Below are 18,153 nucleotides of genomic sequence, written 5' to 3' on the forward strand. Positions count from 1 at the left end.
CCAATCTTCACGGCCGGTTCCTCACGCGGCCCGCCGGCGCAGACGCATGACGTAGCCGATGACCTCGGCCACCGCGCGGTAATGCTCAGCCGGGATTTCCTCGTCGATCTCCACGGTGGCATGGAGGGCGCGCGCGAGCGGCGGGTTCTCGAGGATCGGCACATCGTGGTCCTTGGCCACCGCACGGATCTTGAGGGCGAGCGAGTCTACGCCCTTGGCGACGCAGACGGGCGCCGTCATGCCGGCCTCGTAGCGCAGGGCGACGGCGTAGTGGGTCGGGTTCGTCACGATGACGGTGGCGGTGGGCACGGCGGCCATCATGCGCTTCTTCACGCGCTGGGCGCGAATCTGCTTCATGCGGCCCTTCACCTCGGGGCTGCCCTCGCTCTCCTTGTGTTCCTGCTTGATCTCCTCCTTGGACATGCGCAGGCGCTGGTGCCAGCGGAAGCGCTGATAGACGGCGTCGCCGAGCGCGATGGCCACGAAGACACCGAGCATGCCCGCCATCAGCTTGAGGGCGAGGGTGAGGATCGCGGCGAGGACGGCGGTGGGGTCGAGGCGCGCGAACACCTCCATCCGATCGCGCTCGCCCCACAGGATGGTGCCGGCCACGACGCCGACCATGCCGAGCTTGGCGAGACCTTTCAGGAACTGGAACAGGGCCTCCATCCCGAAGACCCGCTTGACGCCGGCCATCGGCGAGATCCGGTCCCATTTGGGGCCGAGCGCCTCGGTGCTGAAGACGAAGGGGTGCTGGATCAGCCCGGCCGCCAGGCCGGCGACCACGACGAGGCCCACGGGAACCGCCAGTGCCTGGGCGCAGATGATGAGCATGCGCATGCCCATCTCGGTGTAAGCTGCTGGGTCCGACGGGACCATGTGGGCATTCATCAGGAAGCCGCGCAGGCTCGCCACGAGGTTCTTGGCGATCATGCCCGAAGCCATGAGCAGGGCCATGGTGAAGGCGGCCAGGATGAAGAAGGTGTTGATCTCGGGGCTGTTGGGGACGTTGCCCTGCTCGATCGCCTTCTCGATCCGCCGTGGGGTCGGGTCTTCGGTCTTGTCTTCCGGATCGGAATCGTCGGCCACCGCTCAGGCCTCCGCGCGGGGGCTCAGCGCCCGGCGAGATCCGCCAGGTAGTGCCCGATATCGTCCAGGAAGACGCCCATCATGACGCCGAGGCTGCCGAGGAGCAGCAGCATGCCGATCAGGACCGAGGCCGGGACGGCCACGAAGAACACCTGCATCTGCGGCATCAGGCGGGCCAGCACGCCGAGCCCGACGTTGAACAGGATGCCGAAGGCGATGAACGGAGCCGAGATCTGGACGCCGAGGGAGAAACCGCGCGCGATGGCCTTTAGAGCGAGGCTCGCCGCCTCGCCCATGCCCGGCACGCCGTCCGGCGGAAGCAGGAGGTAGCTTCGCCCGATCGCTCCGAGGGCGACGTGGTGAAGGTCGGTCGCCACGATCAGGGTGACGCCGAGCAGCGCCAGGAAGTTGCCGATCGCCGTCTGCTGCCCACCCTGCGTCGGGTCCACCGTCATGGCGTAGGACAGCCCGAGCTGCTGCGAGACGATCATGCCGGCGGTCTGCAGGGCGGCGAGCACCATCCGTACGGTGAGGCCGAGCACCAGACCGATCAGCAACTCTCCGATGAGCAGCGCGATCAGCCCCGGCCCCGCGATGACGCCGCCCTGCATCGGCAGGAGCGGCCGCACGGTCGGGAACAAGATCAGCGTGAGCAGCAGTGCGAAGGCGAGACGCAGCCGCGGCGACACCAGCTGCTCGCCGACGCCCGGCATCAGCATCACCAGGGTGCCGATCCGCGCGAAGGTGAGGAGGAAGGCCGCCGCGATGCCCGGCAGGAGGAGATTCATGCCCTCTCATAGCAGGCTTCAGCCGCCCGATACGATGCGCGCCGCGATGCGGGTCATGTAGCTGCCCAGCGCGTCGCCCATGAAGGGCAGCATGAGCAGCAGGGTCGCGAACACGGCCACGATCTTGGGCACGTAGATCAGGGTCTGCTCCTGGATCTGGGTCAGGGCCTGGAACAGCGAGACCACCAGGCCGACCACGAGGGCGACCAGCATGATCGGACCCGCCACCTTGAGAAAGACGAAGATACCGTCGCGGGCGACGTCGATGATGGCGAGACCGGTCATGAAAGGGATGTCAGCTCGCTGAGGGCACAGGTGTCGGGATCGGATGTCTTCGGGGCCAGCGGCGCAGAGCGCCCGGCGCAGCGTGGAGGCCGCGGGCTAGATCTGCATCCGCATGATTTCCTCGTAGGCGGAGATTACCCGGTCGCGGACGGCGACGAGCGTCTGGAGCGCGGTCTCGCTCTCGGCCACGGCCGTCACCACGTCGACCACGTTCGCCTTGCCGCCCGCCACGGCCAGCGCCTGGCTGTCGGCCTTGCGCCCGGCCTCGCCGACGCTGTCCAGGGTCGACGTCAGGAGCGAGGTGAAGTTCGAGCCCGAGGCACCGGTGGCCGGCGCGATCTTCGGAGCACCCTTGGCGCCGATGTTCTGGATCGCCGCGTAGGCGCCGGCGGCGAAGGCGTTGGTCGTCATGGCGGCGGACTTTCAGGGATCGGAAGCGAAAGGTCAGGCCTTGAGGATCTCAAGGGTCTTGGCGACCATGCGGCGGGTCGCCGTGACCATGTTGAGGTTGGCCTCGTAGGAGCGCTGGGCCTCGCGCATGTCCATGTTTTCGATCAGGCCGTTGACGTTGGGCATCGCCACCTCGCCCTTGGCGTTGGCGCTCGGATTGCCCGGGTCGTACTTGGTCCGGAACGGCGAGGTATCGCGGCGCACCCGTCCGGCCTCGATCAGCGACGCGCCGGTCTCGCGGTCGACCTGTTGGGTGAAGGTCGGGATCTTTCGCCGGTAGGGCTGGCCGCCGACCGTGGTCGGCGCCGAATCCGCGTTGGCGATGTTCTCGGCGATGATCCGCATCCGGCTCGACTGGGCCTTCAGGCCCGAGGCGGCGGTCGTGAGGGATTTGAGGAAGTCCATGGCGCGCTCCGTCAGACGATGGATCGCCGCTCAGCGCTTGCCGATGGCGATTTTGATGGTCTCGAGGCTCTTCTGGTAGAGCGAGGCGGCCATCTGGTAGTCAGCCTGATTGTCGCCGGCCTTCATCATCTCCTCTTCGAGATTGACGCCGTTGCCGCTCGGGCGGATCTCGAATCCCTTCACGCGGCGCGGATCGGCGCCCGGACCGTCCGGGCCTCCGCCCGGCGCGATATGGGACACGTTGGTGACCGCGAGGCTGCTGCTCGTGGTGGCGCCCACCGGCTGAGACAGGACCGGGCCGGAACGTCCGAGGTCCGGGCTCGCGAGATCCCGAGGCTTGAAGCCGGGCAGGTCGGCATTGGCCACGTTCTCGGCCAAGAGCTTCTGGCGGGTCTGGTGCCACTGCATCCGCGTGCGCAGCATCCCGAGAATGGGCAGGTCGGTGACGGACATGGGGTGGACCCTCGCCTCGCCCGGAAGAATCTGCCCGGTGGGACCGGCAAAATCTGCCGCCCCCATGGTTAACGCCCGGTTAAGGCTCCGGTGCGGGAGCCGAAACAGGAGCGATCTCAGGGGGACCGCTGGGTCGGGGGCCGAGCCTGGGGGCATTCGGACGGCGGCGGTCCGCTGGGATTGAGCGGCGCACAGGCGGCCGGCTCGCCGGCCGTTCGCGCGTCCTCGCTCGGATGCCGCAGGGCGCCGCGGCTCCAGAGCAGGCCGAGGGTGACGGCCGCCGCGATGAGGAGGGCGGCGGCGAGGAACGGGATCCAGCGCGGCACGGTCATCGCGTCAGCCTTTTCCGTGTGCGTTCTGGCGGTCGCGCCAGAGCGCGTAGGGATGCTCGTCGACCTCCACGGGGTGATGCTCCACATGCATCGGCTGCGCGCTCAGGGGCTGGCACAGTTCGGCGTAGATCCCGGCCCCGAGGAGGCCGTAGCGTTCGCCCTCTTCCGCGCTGTAGGCGAAGTAGGCCTGCGTGATGCCGGCGAGGCGCATGGCCGCGTGGCACATCGGGCAAGGGCGCCCGCTGGCGTAGACGATGCAGCCGTCAAGCTTCGGACGGCCGAGGCGACGGCTGACCTCGCGGATCGCCACCATCTCGGCATGGTCGGTCGGATCATGGGTGACCGCGATGGTGTTGACGGCGCGCGACAGGACCTCACCGTCGCGCACGATCACTGCGCCATAGGGGCGCCCGCCCTGGAGAACGTTGTCGCGGGCCAGCGTGACCGCGTCGCGCAGGTGAGCCTGATGCTGATCTTCCACGGGTTTCACCTCGGTCTCAAACGGCTACGTCAACGATCAAACGCGCCGAGCCCGCCGCCGGGTCCCGTTTCGAGACCTGCTGCGGCCTAGGCCTTGAGGCGCCGCTAACCGAGCGCGGGGCACGGTCGCCTCAGGCCGCGTTGCGTATCGGCTCCGTCGTGGAAGACACGGCACCCCGCCGTCCCGGAATCGGGCGGCGGGGCACCACGCGATCTCCTAAATGTCCTCCAGCGTTGGTGAACGCGCTTCGGGCAAAGGACCTGTTAACGAAGTCTTAACGTTGTTGCCCGCGCCGGCGCCGGACATGATACTGGGTTCTCGAGTGTTGCGTCGGGCTACGAGCCCCAAAAGCGAGAGACCCCGGTCTTGTCATCGTTCTTCAGCTCGGATGGCTCTTTTCCCCTCCAGTTCGCCATCATCTTCGTCGTCATCTTTCTCGTCCTCGCGGCCGGCGTCTTTCTGGTCCGCCGCCTCGGCGGCAAGGATTCGCCGCTCTCCGGCAAGAATTCTCCCCGCGGCCGCCAGCCACGGCTCGGCATCGTCGACATCTACGAGCTCGACCGTCAGCGGCAGCTGATCCTGCTCCGGCGCGACAACGTCGAGCACCTGCTCCTCGTGGGCGGTCCCAACGACGTGGTGATCGAGCGCAACATCCTTCGCGGCATGAGCGCCCGCCTGGCGACCGAGGAGCCCACCTTCGACGAGGCGCCCGAGCCCGTGCTGAACACGATGCCGGAAGCGCCGGTGCCCCAGCAGGCCCCTGTTCCGAGCCTCGCGCCGATGGCCCAGCCCGTCGCCCCCTACCGCGAGCCATCGTTCGAAATGCCGGCGTCCGTGCCTGCCGCCGATCAGGTGACGGTCCCTCCCGCGCCCGAGCGTACGCGGGCTCCGGCTACCGAGCCGGTTCCCGGCGGCCCGCTGGCGGCCGCGCCGCGCCCGCGCGACTCGCAACTCGCCCGCGTCATCCGTCGTACGCCGCCATCACTGACGAACCTCGTCCCGGCTGCGATCGCTGAGCGGGTCGGTCTGCCGGAGCGGGGCGCAGACGCCGAGGCGGATCGCGAGACCCCCGCTCCGGTTCCGGCAGCGCCCATCATCCCGGCGCCGGCGACCCGGGCCATCGACGCCGCGATCCTGTCCGACATGGCGCGCCAATTGGAGGAGGCCCTGCGCCGACCCTCGGCGGCGGTCCGTCCGGCAATCCCGGCGCAAGCCGCGGCAAGCGAACCGGCCCCGCCGGACTCTGTCCTGGCCGCGGCCGAACTCTCGGAAGGTTCGGAGCCGGGGCCGGAGGTGCGATCCGAGCCGCCCCGGGCGCCTCTCGGCACATCCTCGGCCATCGATCCGATCGCCGCGGCGATGGCCGCCACGGCGCAGGCGCCAGCCGTCGAGGACCGGGGGATTTCCGAGCCCGAGCCGGCGGCCGTCGACGACGCTCTGTTCACGGAGCGCGCCGAGGACGAGGAGCCGGTGGCCGTTCCTTCGGAGACGCCGACGCCCGCCGTGGCGGAGCCTCGGTCCGATCCGGTGACCCACGAAGCCGTGGCCGATGCGCCGAAGTCCGAGGAGCATGCGCCTGCAGAGGCGTCGCCGGCAGTCATCACGCCGCCGCCCGCTCCGGCTGCGCCCGCGAAGCCTCCGGCCAGTCCGAATCCCTTCTCCGTGGAGGAGATCGAGGCGGAATTCGCCCGCCTGCTCGGCCGTCCCCTCGACCGCAAGCAGTAGGTCGATCCGGCGGATGCCCTGCATCCGCTCGCGACCCGGTGGTCGATGTCGGCGCGGCGCCGGCTCATCCGAGGATGCGTCCCGGGGCGCCGGTGGTATGAGGAGCGCGCGGCCGCGTCGCGCCGCCCCGGCCGGAACCCGTATGCCCGAATCCAGCCCCTCCCTGCTGAGACGCCTGCGCCTGCCGATCTGGGCCGGTCTGGCGTTGGCCTGCACCACGGCGGCGGTACGCGCCCAGAGCCTCTCGGTCGATCTCGGGACCGGCGGCGTCACCGAGCGGGCGCTGCAACTCGTCGCGCTCCTCACAGTCCTGGCTCTCGCGCCGTCGGTGCTGGTGATGGCTACGTCCTTCACCCGAATCGTGGTGGTGCTGTCGATCCTGCGCTCGGCGCTTGGGACGCAGAGTGCACCGCCGAACGCCGTAGTCACCAGCCTCGCCCTGTTCCTGACGGCCTTCGTCATGGCACCCGTGGGCCGGGAGGCCTACCGCAACGGCATCGAGCCGCTGATCGCCGGGCAGATCACGCAGAGCGTCGCCTTCGAACGCGCCTCGGCGCCCTTCAAGACCTTCATGCTGAAGAACGTCCGCGAGAAGGACCTGAAGCTCTTTCTCGACATGGCGAAGGCGCCCGTGCCGGCGGGTCCCGAAGCGGTCGGACTCGAAGTTGTGACGCCGGCCTTCATGATCTCCGAACTGCGCCGCGCCTTCGAGATCGGCTTTCTACTGTTCATCCCCTTCCTGATCATCGACCTCGTGGTCGCCTCGATTCTCATGGCCGTCGGTATGATGATGGTGCCCCCCGCCACCGTGGCCCTCCCCTTCAAGCTGATCTTCTTCGTCCTGGTCGATGGCTGGACCCTCGTGGCCGGCTCACTGGTTCAGAGCTACGGCACCTGAGCGGTCGCGACGGGACGGCCGGCGCGCACGAAAAAGGGCGCCCGAGAGCGCCCTTCACCACCATCCACCCGATCTTGGGCGCGATCAGCGCTCGAGGTAGCTCTTCAGGGTCGAGATGCGGTTGCCGACGAGGCGCACGGCGCGCTTCAGGCGGTCCTCGGACACGCCGAGACGCGTGGCCATCGCGGTGCGCTGCTGGCTGTCGAAGATGTCGAGGTGGCTCTTTTCGGTCTTGGTGTCGATCGAATCCGTGAGCATGGGGAGGCCTCTGCTGTGCCGGCTGGAGCGTGGGGCGCTCGGATGATAGCGATTGAGGGCAGAACGTGGCCGGGGTCCGTTTGTTGCGTCCGGCCGAGCAGAATTCGCCGAATCGCATCAGGCTTTTACGCCGCATGGCGGAGCCGCGCGCGAAGCCCACTTTCGGCGTGCTTGAGCGTCGTCGGCCCGGCTCAGCCCGGGGGCATCCCGCCGGTCTGCGCATCGGCCCGTGCCTCCGACTCGCGCTTGACCGGGGCCGGTACGGCACTGTCGGGATAGCGCTTGCGGTATTCCGAGAGGAAGGCCTTGAGCGTCTCGGCGCTGGTGGCCTTCTGGGCAATTTCGCGGAATCCGGCGCTGCGCACGGCATTGGCCTGCGTGAGCAGCGCGAAGGTACGGGCATCGACGCTCTCGGCCATCGGACCCGCGAACTTCGCGCGCAGGCGTTCCATTCCGAGGGTCTCGCCGGCGAGTCCGTAAGCGACGGCTGCACGCAGGATGTCGGTCCGGGCACTGTCGTCGAGGGGCGCGCGCCGGCGCCAGACATCGCCGACCAGCGCCTCATGGGCCTCGCCGGCCTCGCGCCAGCGCCGGCCGGTCCAGAGGATGTCGGCCCGAAGCCGCTCCGCGTCTGAACCGGGCTCGCCCTCGATGGTCTCCAGGGCGAGGTCCGTGCGGGACAGGTCCGAGAGGGCACGGGCGCGCAGCAGGGCACGCGCACGGCGCAGGTCCTCCGGCAGTTCCGGCAGGTAGGTCGTCTCGAGGGTCTGGAGCGCCTGCAACGGCTTCTCGTCCATCAGGCGGATGGCCGCGAGACGCGCCGCGACACCCGCGCGGCTCGCGCCGGTCAGGCGGTGATCGACCTGATGCTGAAGCAGTTCTCCCGCCGAATCCAGTAGGTCCAGCTCGACCAGCCGATCGGACAGGCGCCGCACGATCTCGTCGCCCCGGCGCCCCAGCGGCGCGAACTCCTTGAAGTCGAAGTACAACGTCAGGGCCTCGACGCCCGAAACCTTGTGGCTGCGCTCGCCCAGATAGAGGTCGTCGAACAAGGCCTGGGCCATGTCGTGCACCTCACGGATCACGGGCGTATCGGCACCGGTAGAATCGGCGCGGCGGCCGGTCAGCAAGGCCTGGCGCCAGCGCCCCGCCTCGACGTAGAGCTTGGCCAGACCCGCGATCGTTCGCGGTTCGATGTCGCCGCCATGCCAGGCCAGGGCGAGCACCTCGAGGCGCTCGATGGCATCCGCCACCGGGATCTTGCCCGCGGCGTGACCCAGCAGGGTCCCCCGCAGCCGTGCCGAGGCGGCGACCTCCGCTTCGCTGCTTTCGGCGAGGCGCTCATAGGCATCAAGGGCCGCCACGGTCTGGCCCGTCACCTCGTCGATCCGGGCGCGCAGCAGCGCGAGGCGCTCCTGGGTCGGCCGGTCGGCGGACCGGGTCGCCGCGATGATCTGGCGGTTCGCCGCGTCCCAGTCGCCGGTCTCGATCGCGGCCTCGGCGGCAGCGGTGCGCAACAGGGCCTGGAGATCGTCGGGGTAGCGGTCGAGCACGTTCGCGGTAGCGCGGAAGGACCCGTCCGCAGCTCTCCAGCGGCCTTCCAGGGCTTCGAGGTATGCCTGCCAAAGCCGTGCCTCGGGATCGTTCTTGAGGATGTCGACGGCGAGCCGCGCGCGCATGTCGGCGGTCCGTCCCATCTGGGCGTCTCCGATCACCGTCAGCACGGGGATATCGCGCTGTCCGGCCAGGACTGGATCGTCGGCGAAAGCCGCCTTCAACACTCCGAGCGCTTCGAGGGACAGGCGGTTTGCGAGCATGGTGCGGGCGAGGACCATCCGAAGGGGCCCACGCGCCGCGCGCGGCGCCTCGGCGACCGCCTGCAACTGGTCGCGCATCAACTCGCGAACGTCGCCGCGCTGGGACGCCTCCCAGGGGCCTCGGTCGACCGCGAGATCGCTCAGGGTCGTCAACGGAAGATCGGCCGCACGCGCCACGCCGGAGACGGCCATGCCGGCCTCACGGCTGATCGCGACGCCGTCGAGGTCCGGCCGAACCAGGAGATCATCGGCCTGCGCCAGGACCGCGACACCCTGGCGGCTCGGCAGAAGCTCGAAATCGACGAAGGCCTGTCGCTTGGGGATGCCCGCCGGCTTGGGGCCGCGACCGGTGACGACGGCGATGCGCTCCCCGTCGAGGCTGAGCCAGGATGCCCCCCCGGGGTTCGGCAGGCGTATACCGACGCCGATCCGACCAGCGGGATCGGTGACCCGAATCGCCGCGAGGGCGTCGCTCGCGGAGAGGTTCTCGCCAGCGACGAGTTCCCAGCCCGTCGGCGCCTCCGCGGGGCCGACCGGCACCAGATCGAACAGCCGGTCGCGCGGAACCGGGAAACGCAGGGTGACGATGCGGCCGCTCCGCTGCGGTGGGCCGAGGGGCGTCAGCATCGCGTCGCCCGAGGGGACCGAGACGGCGTCCGCCGTCTCGAACACGAGATTGGCAATGCCCGCCCGCTCGAACAGGGCAGCGGGCGGCAGGGTTTTGAAGGGGAAGACGAGGCCCGGTCCGCTCGGGCGCAGAACGACCACCGGCGCGAGCGCAGACGGCTGCGACCCGGGGGCGTCGGCGGCCTGAACCGGGGGCTGCGGCGACGTCCTGTCAGGTTTGGTGTCAGCCGCCTTAATGTCAGCCGCCTTGGTTTGTGTCGGCTTGGCCTCGCCGCCGCCCGTCCCCTCCCCGGCCTTCGTGTCGGTCGCGCCGACGGCCTTCGTCTCGACCGGCTTGCGGACCACGTCGATCGTGGCACCGTCCTCGTCGCGGAAGGTCCTGATCTCGTAGCCGGACGCGGGGGTGACGAAGAGGCGGGCGCCGGTCTCGTCGCCCTCGACCGCCAGATTCTCGATTGCCGGCTTCAGGCGCCCGCGGGTCGCGACATCGTCGATCCGCCAGGCGCCGGGGAGCGCGAGGCGGGTGGCGGGACCCACCGTGTCGAAGAGCGGGATGGCCGAGGCGGGTGCGCGCAGGCTGAGGCGGGTCAGCGTGGGAAGATGCGCCAGTTCCAGGCGCAGGGTCTTTGGCTCCGCGGGCGGTCTGGCCGCGCGCAGGGCCGCTTCCGCCGCCTGGGTACGCCGGAACAGCTCGGCTACCACCTCCGGCGGCAGGGCCGGCGGCAGACCGCTCCAATCCTGCGGCAGGAGGTCGACGAACACCGTCTCTCCGGCTTCCTGGACGTTGACGCGGTAGGGGCGTTGCAGAGCAAGGCGCAGACCCATGCCGTCGGGATCGCGCCGGACGGCTGAGACGTAGTCCGGCATCTCGGTGGCGACCCGCTCCGGTCCAGCACTCGCCTTTTCCGAGAAGCCGAGGACGAGCACCGACCCGGAAATGCGCGCCTTCACGGAGACCGCAGCATCGAAGGTCAGGACCAGGCGGCCGTAGCGCTCGATCTGGGCGCCCTTGATGCCCGTAAGGCGTGCGGCGCTCGCGCCCGTCCCCCCGCAGAAGGTCGCGGCCACGATCGAGATCGCGGCGAGGCCAGCTCGAAGCCGACGCCGTCGTGTCGCGATACCGGCACCGAGAGCCATCGCAGGATACGCCAAACTCATGGGGCGGACCGGCTCGCACTCGAGTCGCTCCGCCTTACGCCGCACTGTCCGGGCACTCTCGCCCTTCGAGGCTAACGGGCGCTTAAGACGCCGTGCGGCTTTGTCGGGACCGCTAACGTTTGAGGATCAGGCCCGGAATCGTGCGGCCTGCCTCGCCGAAATTCTCGGTGGCGCGAGCGCAATTGGCCGGAATGTCCTTGGCGTAGATCTCGGTATACGCGCGGCTGCGCAGGTTCAGGTCACCCTGGGCCAGATCGTCGGGTGCGATACCGAGCCCGGCCACGACGGAGGTCAGCCGCTCGGTGTTCGGTTTGAGGTCGCGGCAATGGGTCTCCACGAAGGCGAGCAGCCCGGCGAGCTTGGCCGCGCTGTTCCTCTGGCGCTCGGCCTTGGCCTCGGCCGCCGTCGGCGGTGGGCCGGGCGGCTTCTCGGGCGGCGCCTCCTCCTGGGCGAATACGGGGTGAACCATCAATCCGGCCATCACCAGGGCGGTCAGGCTTCGGGTCAGCAAGGCCGTTCTCTTCACCGGATTTCTCCTCGGGTTCGACCCCGTCACGCTAAGGCTCAGTTCGTCAGGGCGATGGCGCGGGCCAGCGCATTGGCGAACCCCTCGAGCGGCACCGTGATGGTGACCGGGTCCTTGGCCTCCGGCTTCGTACCGGACACCAGCAGGTTCTTGGCGGTCTTCATCGTGTCAGTCGCCAGGGTGGGAAGACTGACCGGGACGAGACATCCCTCCTGGCTGCAGGACAGATAGGGCGCCCCCTTGCCGAGCACGGCGTCGTCGAGCTTGAACGAGATGCCGGGCTCGATGGCGAGGCCGAGCGGCATCAGGATGAAGCCCTGCGCGCGGCCGTCGCTCGGGGGGCGGATCTCCAGGGCGAATTCGCGACGGCCCTTGGCGCCCTGCGCCTGCATGATCGCGCACTCGGCCTTCGCCTCGGGCTTGGCCTCCTTGGCGCAGGTCACGGTCCAGTCGCCGTAGACCTCGCTGAGCGAGGTCGCGCCCGCAGGCCAGCTGGCGGCCGGTGCCGGGGTGGCGGCTGCTGGGGTGGGAGCCGCAGGCTTGGCGGCAGCCGGCTTCGGCGGTGCGGGCTTGCGCGGCTTCGGCTTGGCCGGTGCCTCCACGGCGGCCGGCTCCTCGGCATCCTGCGCGCGGGCGGGCGCCGTCGCGAGCAGTGCAAGGCCGGTAGCGGCGAGGAATCGAATCAGGCTGGTGGACGGCACGTGCTTGGCTCCCCGAAATCCGCATGGCGGGGACCTGACCCGCCCGGGATGCCTGCCCCTAGTCGGGTGCGGCCGAACGCGCAATGGAGGGCCGCACAACCCGGTGGACGAGCGTCCGCGTCAGCGCCGCGGCGCGGGCTGCATCGGCGCGTCGATCGCCGGCAATTCGTTGGGACCGAGACCGGCCGCGACCGTGGCGGATGGGCTGCCGCCCTGTCCCCGGGCCCGGTTGGCGAGCGCGACGGTCAGCTTTTCGGCGGGCTCGGACTGCATCAGCGCCAGAACCTCGGCCATCTTGCGGGGATTCATCGCCAGGACGATGGGCACCAGCACGTCGAGGGTGAGCCGGTCGAACACCCGCGCGGCGTCCTTCGGCTTCATGGTCTCGTACATGGTGACGATGTTCTTCAACGCGGTCCGCTCGGCTTCCGCGCGCTGAGAGCCGCTGCCATCGGCCTTGTCTTCGCCCTGCTTCAGGGTGTCGACGCCTTCCTCGAGCTTGCGCTCGGCGGTGCCGAGGAGCTGCTCGCGCAGGTCCAGCGCCTCGCTGCGCTGCTTCAGGGTGTCCCGACGGGCGGCGAGCCGCTCCAGGATCGCGCGCTCGGAGGGCGGTATCGGCTCCGGCGGAGGCGGCGGGCGGGGTGCCGGCTTCGCGGGTTCCGGCGCCGGCTTCTCGGGTTCCTTCGGCGTCACCGAACCGGTGGTCGATGGGTCGGCGGGCTCGTAGTTGCTGCGGGCCTTGGCGAGCACGCGCGCGAATTCCGGCAGTGGCGCCCCGGGCGGCGGAGCGGTCTCCTCGACCGCGATCGCGGCGACCTTCAGCACTAGAAGCCCGGCCGCGGCCAGGGTCACGGCATCGATCAGGCGCAGCTTCAGCGGCCGGGTCTGACGAAACCGGACGAAGGTGCCCGGCCGCTTCGCGGGCGTCGGCTTGGTCACGCGGCCTTGCTCCGCAGGCGGCCGAGGGCGCGCTCGGACATGGCGAGGGCGGCCGCGGCGGCCACGCCGAGGCGCTCGCCGTTGGGGCTCGCCGCCGCGGACGGCGCGACGCGGACGGGTGGGACAACCCGCTCGAGATCGCGCGGCTCCGGAGCCGGCGTCGGGCTCGCCGCACGGGCGATCTCGCGGGCGGGGGCGGCCTGGGCGACGATGGAGGCGATACGGGCGATCACCGTTTCGCCGGCTTCGACATGGGCCGCCAGATCGGTGGCGTAGCGCTCGGCGGTGCCGAGGCGGTCGGCCAGGGTCCGGTCGCACTCATCGAGGGTGGCGCGCAGACCGACGATGGCCCGCTCGGCGGTGGAACTCGCCATGACGAGATCCCCGATAGTCTGGCGCAGGGCCGCCTCGTCGGCCTTCAGCTTGGTGATGCGGCCGCTCAGCCGCATCGAGGAGACGATGCTGGCGACGAGCAGGACGGCGACGAGGACATCGGCGAGAAGGGTGACGAGAAGGCTCATGGCTGGTCGCGTCACCCGTCGTTGCGGTTGTTCATGGAGGCTTCGAAGGCCTGGAGCGTGGTGCGCGACCGGCGCAGGGGCCGGGTGAGCTGCACCGCGATGTTGTCGTCGATCCGGCCGATCCGTCCCTGGGTCAGGGCCCAGTCGCCGCAGCGGACCGCGATGAGATCCGAGGGCTTGGTATCGAACATCAGTGTGTCGCCGACCTTGAGCGACAGCACCTTCTTCAGCGGCAGCATCATCTCGTGCAGCACCGCTTCCATGGTCGCGTCGGCCTGCCAGATCTCGGTGGCGAGGTGGCTTTCCCAGACGTGGTCTCGGCCGAGCTTCTCGCCCATGAAGCTCTGCATGAGCAGTTCACGGATCGGCTCGATGGTGGCGTAGGGGAACAGGATCTGCAGCAGGCCGCCGCGCCCGTCCATGTCGAGCTTGAGGCTGATCAGGATGGCGGCGTTGGCGGGCCGGGTGATGGTGGCGAAGCGCGGGTTCGTCTCGATCCGGTCGATGGCGAAGCGCACCGGCGAGAGCGGCTGGAACGAGAGCTCGAGATCCGTGAGGATGATCTCCACGAGCCGCCGCACCAGCTGCATCTCGATGGTGGTGAAGGGGCGGCCGTCGAGGCGGGTCGACGAGCCGCCGCGCTTGCCCCCGAGGAGCAGGTCGAGGGTCGAGTAGGCGAGGTTGGATTCGACGGTGACGAGGCCGGAATTCTCCCAGGCATCGGCCCGGAAGACGCCGAGCAGGGTCGGCAGCGGGATCGCGTTGAGGTAGTCGCCGAAGCGCACCGAGGTGATGTTGTCGAGGGTCACCTCGACGTTGTCCTGGAAGAAGTTGCGCAGGCTGGTCGACAACAACCGGATCATCCGGTCGAAGACGATTTCCAGCATCGGCAGGCGTTCGTACTGGACGACGCCGGAATCGACGATGGCGCGGACGCCGCCGGCCCCGGAGGCCGAGAGCTCGCGCAGGGAGAAACCCAGGACGCCGTCGATCTCGTCCTGGTTCAGGATGCGGTCGTTGCCGGCGAGCTCGGGGAGGTTGTCGGTCTCCCCATCCTCGATCATCGTCGCCCACTCGGCGGCGACGTCGCTGGCATGGGTGGTGGTGCCCTGCTCGGCCAGGGCGGCGCCCCACTCGTCGGCGAGCGAGGCTTCGCCGCCTTCGCCGTTCTGGGCGATGAGTGCGGCGGCCCAGTCGTCCTCGTCGATCCCGTCTTCCGGTCCGGCCATCAGACTCTCGTCACCTGCGATACTTCATGAACATCCCGGCGTGAGGCGGCGGCCCTTTACTGGATCACCACGTCCTTGAACAGGACCGCCTCCGCCCGTGCCGGGTGGATGGCGACGTTGACCCGGCGTAGCAATTCCTCGCGCATGCGGTAGATGCCGGCCGAACCGGCGAGGTCGCTCGCGCGCAGCTCGCGCAGGTAGACCTGGAAGGCATCCTCGATGCGCGGCATCAGAGGCTTCACCTCGCCTTCGACCTTGGCGTCCTTGAGTTCGATCGCGACCTTGATCTTGGCGAAGCGCGTCCGGTCCTGGCCCGGTTCGTTGGCGAGATTGACCATCATCTCGCGGACATCGAGGAACACGACCGGCTTCTTGACCTCGGCGGCGGCCTCGGCATGCCCGTCGGCGGCTTTCTTCTTCATGAAGAAGAAACCGCCGCCGCCGGCGAGGGCCAGCACCACGGCGGCGATGATGACGAGCTTCTTCTTGCCGGCCTTCGGGGCTTCGCCCTCGGCCCCCTCCTCACCCTCGGCGGCGGCCTTCTTCGGCTTCTTGGCCATCGGTGGACCTCGGGGCTTCGCGGTGGGGTGAGCGACGGCCGCTCGACGGTGTCGACACCATCGGACGTCGGCACTCCGAGAGGTATCGGGCGAACAAGGTTAACGCGTCGTTAAGGCGGCAAAAGCTGCCGGGTCGGACTTGCCGCGCGGGCAGGACTGGCAAGCGCTGCCTGGGGGTCGTGGCGTATCTAAGTCGCTCAGTAACATCAGTATTTCGAGAAAGCTCGGAATGGCACGACCCGTGCGGATGTCGAGGTGTCGTCGCGTGTCGGGGCTGAGAGTGTCATGCAGAACGCATTGTTCGTGGGGGTTTCGAGCCAGGTCGCGCTTCAGCGCGAGCTGGACGTCATCGCCAACAACATGGCCAACATCTCCACCAACGGCTTCAAGGGCCGCAACAGCCGCTTCCAGGAATACCTGATGCCGGTGGCGAGTGCGGATTCGTTCCAGAAGCCGGACCGGCGCGTCTCCTACGTGATCGACCAGGGCACCGCCCTCGACCTGGCCCAGGGGCCGATCGAGCAGACCGGCAATCCGCTGCACGTGGCCGTGCGCGGCGAAGCCTTCCTGGTGGTGCGTACGCCCAGCGGCGATCGCTACACCCGCAACGGCGCCTTCGAGACCGATGCCCAGGGCACCCTGGTGACCAGCGACGGCTACCCGGTTCAGGGCGAAGCCGGCCCGATCCAGATCGGCCAGCAGGAGACCGGCGTCTCGATCGGCCCCGACGGGACGGTCTCGACCAACCTCGGCATCCGCGGTCGCGTCCGTCTCGTAACCTTTCCCAATCCGCAGACCCTGACCAACGAGGGCGCGAATCTCTACGCCTCCGCCACGCCGCCCCAGGCCGCCGGCCTCGCCGGGCGGGTGGAGGCCGGCGCCCTCGAACGCTCCAACGTGAAGCCGGTCCTCGAGATGACTCGGCTCATGGACGTGAACCGCACCTACACCATGGTCTCGGGCGTGATCTCGCGCCTCGACGACCTACGCGGCACGGCGATCCGCCGTCTCGCCGACGTCGCGTAAGGATTTCCGCAGATGCGTGCCCTCTACGCTGCCGCCACCGGCATGGCGGCTCAGGAACTCAACGTCCAGGTCATCTCGAACAACATCGCGAACCTGCGCACCACCGGCTATAAGCGACAGCAGCCGCATTTCCAGGATCTGCTCTACCAGAACCTGCGCCGGGCCGGCTCCTCGACCTCCGACCAGAATACGCAACTCCCCGCCGGCCTCGCCATCGGATCGGGTGTGAAGACGACGTCGACCGCCCGCGTGATGTCGCAGGGAACGCTGACGAGCACCGAGAAGGAATACGACGTCGCCATCCGCGGCGAGGGCCTGTTCCGGGTGACGCTGCCGGACGGGCGCACCGCCTATACCCGCGACGGCTCGTTCGACCTCTCGGCCCAGGGCCAGCTCGTCACCCGCGACGGGTATCTCGTCGATCCCGGCGTCACGGTGCCCAACAACGCCACCTCGGTGACCATCAGCGCCCAGGGTGCGGTCCAGGCCACCGTACCGGGGCAGACGGCGCCCCAGGCCCTCGGCCAGTTCCAGCTCGCCCGCTTCGTCAACAAGGTCGGCCTCGAATCCATCGGCGACAACCTGTTCATCGAGACCGCCGGATCGGGGCCGGCCATCAACGGCCTCCCGGGCTCGGAGGGCTTCGGCAACCTCCAGCAGAGCTACCTCGAGGAGGCCAACGTCAACGCCGTCACCGAGATCTCGTCGCTGATCGCGGCGCAGCGCGCCTACGAGATGAACTCCAAGGTGGTGACCGCCGCCGACCAGATGCTCTCGACCACCTCCCAGATGTTCCGCAGCTGATCGAGGTCCTGACCATGCACGCCCTCCGACAGATCACTCCCCGCCGCCGGACCCAGGTCGCCACCCTGAGCGTCGCCATCGTGGGCCGGACCCTGCTGGCCGTCCTGGCCTTCTCGATCCTCACCTTCCAGGTCCTGGCGCAGGAGGTCCGCTCCGGTGCCGCGACCCTGCGCCTGCGCGGCGACGTCACCGCCCGCGGCGACGTCCTCACCCTCGGCGACCTCGTCGAAGGGGCCGCGCCCGAAGCGGCGCAGCGCGCGCTGTTCCGCGCTCCGGCCCTCGGGGCGACCGGCACGATCCAGGCGCGGCGCATCGCCGATGCGGTCGCCGGCCTCGGGCTCGGCCCGGTGGAGACCGGCGGCCGGGTCCAGGTCTCCGTCCAGCGCGCCGCGCGCCGCGTGACCCAGCCGGAGATCGAGGCCGCCCTGAAGCGCGCCCTGGAAACCGGCTACGGCGTCGACGGGCGCAACCTCGCCATCCGGCTCGACGGCGAGGCCCCGACCCTGCTGGCGCCCCTGGACCTGAACGGTCAGGCGGTCGCCCTCGACCTCAGCTACGACCCGCGTTCGCGCCGGATCGCCGGGCTGATCACCCTGGGTGAGCGCCAGGCCTCGCTCCGTGTTTCGGGCCAGGTGGTGGAGATCCGGGAGGTCGCCATCCTCGGCCGCAGCCTGAATCGCGGTGAGACGATCAACGCCGCCGACCTCACTCTGGAGCGCCGCCCCCGCGAGGCGACCCCGTCGGACGCGCAGGGGGCGATCGGCGATCTCGCCGGCCAGGTAGCGCAGCGCGGTCTCAGCGCCGGCGCGATCCTGCGCTCGGGCGATCTCGCGCCGCCGGACCTCGTGGCGCGGGGCGAAGCCGTGACCATCGTGTTCGATTCCCCCGGCCTCAACCTCTCCCTGAGGGGCCAGGCCAACGAGAGCGGCCGCCTTGGCGCCATGATCACCGTCACCAACCCCGTCTCGAAGAAGATCCTCTCCGCCACCGTCACCGGACCGGGGCGCGTCTCCGTCGGCCCCGCGCCCCTGGTGCGCCAGGCCACCGCGGCCCTCGACGGCCCCGCGCTGCAGCGCTGATC

21 protein-coding genes are annotated in these 18,153 nt (G+C 69.6%); 5 read left to right on the forward strand and 16 right to left on the reverse strand.

Annotated features, from left to right (window positions below; genetic code table 11):
• Positions 1 to 21: 21 nt before the first annotated feature.
• The 8 genes from flhB to ACXJY8_RS11375 all read right to left on the reverse strand — a co-directional run bounded on the left by flhB (position 22) and on the right by ACXJY8_RS11375 (position 4,283).
• Positions 22 to 1,089, reverse strand: a complete 1,068-nt coding sequence (flhB, locus tag ACXJY8_RS11340) for a flagellar biosynthesis protein FlhB (RefSeq protein ID WP_463780136.1) — start codon at positions 1,087 to 1,089, stop codon at positions 22 to 24.
• Positions 1,090 to 1,112: 23 nt separating this feature from the next.
• Positions 1,113 to 1,877, reverse strand: a complete 765-nt coding sequence (gene fliR / locus ACXJY8_RS11345; RefSeq protein ID WP_463780140.1) for a flagellar biosynthetic protein FliR — start codon at positions 1,875 to 1,877, stop codon at positions 1,113 to 1,115.
• An 18-nt stretch (positions 1,878 to 1,895) separates the two neighbouring features.
• Positions 1,896 to 2,162 carry a flagellar biosynthesis protein FliQ gene (gene fliQ / locus ACXJY8_RS11350; RefSeq protein WP_056470232.1) on the reverse strand — a complete coding sequence of 89 codons (267 nt, stop codon included), beginning with the start codon at positions 2,160 to 2,162 and terminating at the stop codon, positions 1,896 to 1,898.
• A 96-nt stretch (positions 2,163 to 2,258) separates the two neighbouring features.
• Positions 2,259 to 2,573 (reverse strand): flagellar hook-basal body complex protein FliE, encoded by a 315-nt coding sequence (gene fliE / locus ACXJY8_RS11355; RefSeq protein ID WP_463780145.1) that lies wholly within the window; start codon positions 2,571 to 2,573, stop codon positions 2,259 to 2,261.
• Between the two features lie 33 nt (positions 2,574 to 2,606).
• Entirely contained in the window at positions 2,607 to 3,017 is a 411-nt protein-coding gene (flgC, locus tag ACXJY8_RS11360; RefSeq protein ID WP_463780148.1) for a flagellar basal body rod protein FlgC, read from the reverse strand.
• A 30-nt stretch (positions 3,018 to 3,047) separates the two neighbouring features.
• On the reverse strand, positions 3,048 to 3,470 hold the full coding sequence (gene flgB / locus ACXJY8_RS11365) for a flagellar basal body rod protein FlgB (protein ID WP_463780150.1): 423 nt from the start codon (positions 3,468 to 3,470) through the stop codon (positions 3,048 to 3,050).
• Positions 3,471 to 3,586: 116 nt separating this feature from the next.
• A complete protein-coding gene (locus tag ACXJY8_RS11370; RefSeq protein ID WP_463780152.1) occupies positions 3,587 to 3,802 on the reverse strand; it encodes a molecular chaperone-like protein in 216 nt (71 codons plus the stop codon).
• A 4-nt stretch (positions 3,803 to 3,806) separates the two neighbouring features.
• The gene (locus ACXJY8_RS11375; protein ID WP_463780155.1) at positions 3,807 to 4,283 is read right to left on the reverse strand and encodes a nucleoside deaminase; all 477 of its coding nucleotides are present in this window, start codon (positions 4,281 to 4,283) and stop codon (positions 3,807 to 3,809) included.
• Between the two features lie 366 nt (positions 4,284 to 4,649).
• Here ACXJY8_RS11375 and ACXJY8_RS11380 point away from each other — a divergent pair, with 366 nt between their 5' ends.
• Positions 4,650 to 6,008 (forward strand): flagellar biosynthetic protein FliO, encoded by a 1,359-nt coding sequence (locus ACXJY8_RS11380; RefSeq protein ID WP_463780157.1) that lies wholly within the window; start codon positions 4,650 to 4,652, stop codon positions 6,006 to 6,008.
• A 142-nt stretch (positions 6,009 to 6,150) separates the two neighbouring features.
• Positions 6,151 to 6,906 carry a flagellar type III secretion system pore protein FliP gene (gene fliP, locus ACXJY8_RS11385; protein ID WP_463780160.1) on the forward strand — a complete coding sequence of 252 codons (756 nt, stop codon included), beginning with the start codon at positions 6,151 to 6,153 and terminating at the stop codon, positions 6,904 to 6,906.
• 84 nt (positions 6,907 to 6,990) lie between these two features.
• Here the strand turns inward: fliP and ACXJY8_RS11390 are convergent, their stop codons facing one another.
• The 8 genes from ACXJY8_RS11390 to fliL form a co-directional block, all read right to left on the reverse strand.
• Positions 6,991 to 7,164, reverse strand: a complete 174-nt coding sequence (locus ACXJY8_RS11390) for a DUF3606 domain-containing protein (RefSeq protein WP_463780163.1) — start codon at positions 7,162 to 7,164, stop codon at positions 6,991 to 6,993.
• 191 nt (positions 7,165 to 7,355) lie between these two features.
• Positions 7,356 to 10,745: a hypothetical protein gene (locus ACXJY8_RS11395; protein ID WP_463780165.1), complete on the reverse strand. Its 3,390-nt coding sequence runs from the start codon at positions 10,743 to 10,745 to the stop codon at positions 7,356 to 7,358.
• Positions 10,746 to 10,878: 133 nt separating this feature from the next.
• Positions 10,879 to 11,292: a hypothetical protein gene (locus ACXJY8_RS11400; RefSeq protein ID WP_463780167.1), complete on the reverse strand. Its 414-nt coding sequence runs from the start codon at positions 11,290 to 11,292 to the stop codon at positions 10,879 to 10,881.
• A gap of 38 nt (positions 11,293 to 11,330) precedes the next feature.
• Complete coding sequence (locus ACXJY8_RS11405) at positions 11,331 to 11,993, reverse strand: invasion associated locus B family protein (protein ID WP_463780169.1); 663 nt, start codon at positions 11,991 to 11,993, stop codon at positions 11,331 to 11,333.
• A gap of 120 nt (positions 11,994 to 12,113) precedes the next feature.
• Positions 12,114 to 12,932: a MotE family protein gene (locus ACXJY8_RS11410; protein WP_463780173.1), complete on the reverse strand. Its 819-nt coding sequence runs from the start codon at positions 12,930 to 12,932 to the stop codon at positions 12,114 to 12,116.
• Positions 12,929 to 13,453, reverse strand: coding sequence for a DUF6468 domain-containing protein (locus ACXJY8_RS11415; protein ID WP_463780176.1), 525 nt, complete (start codon positions 13,451 to 13,453; stop codon positions 12,929 to 12,931). Before ACXJY8_RS11415 ends, ACXJY8_RS11410 begins: the two co-directional genes overlap by 4 nt.
• An 11-nt stretch (positions 13,454 to 13,464) precedes the next feature.
• Complete coding sequence (gene fliM / locus ACXJY8_RS11420) at positions 13,465 to 14,682, reverse strand: flagellar motor switch protein FliM (RefSeq protein WP_463780179.1); 1,218 nt, start codon at positions 14,680 to 14,682, stop codon at positions 13,465 to 13,467.
• Between the two features lie 56 nt (positions 14,683 to 14,738).
• Positions 14,739 to 15,242 (reverse strand): flagellar basal body-associated protein FliL, encoded by a 504-nt coding sequence (fliL, locus tag ACXJY8_RS11425; protein ID WP_463780181.1) that lies wholly within the window; start codon positions 15,240 to 15,242, stop codon positions 14,739 to 14,741.
• A 285-nt stretch (positions 15,243 to 15,527) separates the two neighbouring features.
• Between fliL and flgF the strand changes: the two genes are divergently transcribed.
• From flgF to flgA, 3 genes are read left to right on the forward strand one after another with little or no spacing between them, the layout of a single operon-like run.
• The gene (gene flgF, locus ACXJY8_RS11430) at positions 15,528 to 16,268 is read left to right on the forward strand and encodes a flagellar basal-body rod protein FlgF (protein WP_463780183.1); all 741 of its coding nucleotides are present in this window, start codon (positions 15,528 to 15,530) and stop codon (positions 16,266 to 16,268) included.
• A 12-nt stretch (positions 16,269 to 16,280) separates the two neighbouring features.
• A complete protein-coding gene (gene flgG / locus ACXJY8_RS11435) occupies positions 16,281 to 17,072 on the forward strand; it encodes a flagellar basal-body rod protein FlgG (RefSeq protein ID WP_055951334.1) in 792 nt (263 codons plus the stop codon).
• Between the two features lie 14 nt (positions 17,073 to 17,086).
• Positions 17,087 to 18,151, forward strand: coding sequence for a flagellar basal body P-ring formation chaperone FlgA (flgA, locus tag ACXJY8_RS11440; RefSeq protein WP_463780188.1), 1,065 nt, complete (start codon positions 17,087 to 17,089; stop codon positions 18,149 to 18,151).
• The last annotated feature ends 2 nt before the right edge of the window (positions 18,152 to 18,153 follow it).

Source organism: Methylobacterium sp. TK31, from assembly GCF_055361545.1.

Coding starts and splice junctions, on each gene's coding strand:
- fliR (WP_463780140.1), bottom strand. CDS start 1,877: ATGAATCTCCTCCTGCCGGGCATCGCGGCGGCCTTCCTCCTCACCTTC.
- fliQ (WP_056470232.1), bottom strand. CDS start 2,162: ATGACCGGTCTCGCCATCATCGACGTCGCCCGCGACGGTATCTTCGTC.
- fliE (WP_463780145.1), bottom strand. CDS start 2,573: ATGACGACCAACGCCTTCGCCGCCGGCGCCTACGCGGCGATCCAGAAC.
- flgC (WP_463780148.1), bottom strand. CDS start 3,017: ATGGACTTCCTCAAATCCCTCACGACCGCCGCCTCGGGCCTGAAGGCC.
- flgB (WP_463780150.1), bottom strand. CDS start 3,470: ATGTCCGTCACCGACCTGCCCATTCTCGGGATGCTGCGCACGCGGATG.
- ACXJY8_RS11370 (WP_463780152.1), bottom strand. CDS start 3,802: ATGACCGTGCCGCGCTGGATCCCGTTCCTCGCCGCCGCCCTCCTCATC.
- fliP (WP_463780160.1), top strand. CDS start 6,151: ATGCCCGAATCCAGCCCCTCCCTGCTGAGACGCCTGCGCCTGCCGATC.
- ACXJY8_RS11390 (WP_463780163.1), bottom strand. CDS start 7,164: ATGCTCACGGATTCGATCGACACCAAGACCGAAAAGAGCCACCTCGAC.
- ACXJY8_RS11395 (WP_463780165.1), bottom strand. CDS start 10,745: ATGGCTCTCGGTGCCGGTATCGCGACACGACGGCGTCGGCTTCGAGCT.
- ACXJY8_RS11415 (WP_463780176.1), bottom strand. CDS start 13,453: ATGAGCCTTCTCGTCACCCTTCTCGCCGATGTCCTCGTCGCCGTCCTG.
- fliM (WP_463780179.1), bottom strand. CDS start 14,682: ATGGCCGGACCGGAAGACGGGATCGACGAGGACGACTGGGCCGCCGCA.
- fliL (WP_463780181.1), bottom strand. CDS start 15,242: ATGGCCAAGAAGCCGAAGAAGGCCGCCGCCGAGGGTGAGGAGGGGGCC.
- flgF (WP_463780183.1), top strand. CDS start 15,528: ATGCAGAACGCATTGTTCGTGGGGGTTTCGAGCCAGGTCGCGCTTCAG.
- flgG (WP_055951334.1), top strand. CDS start 16,281: ATGCGTGCCCTCTACGCTGCCGCCACCGGCATGGCGGCTCAGGAACTC.
- flgA (WP_463780188.1), top strand. CDS start 17,087: ATGCACGCCCTCCGACAGATCACTCCCCGCCGCCGGACCCAGGTCGCC.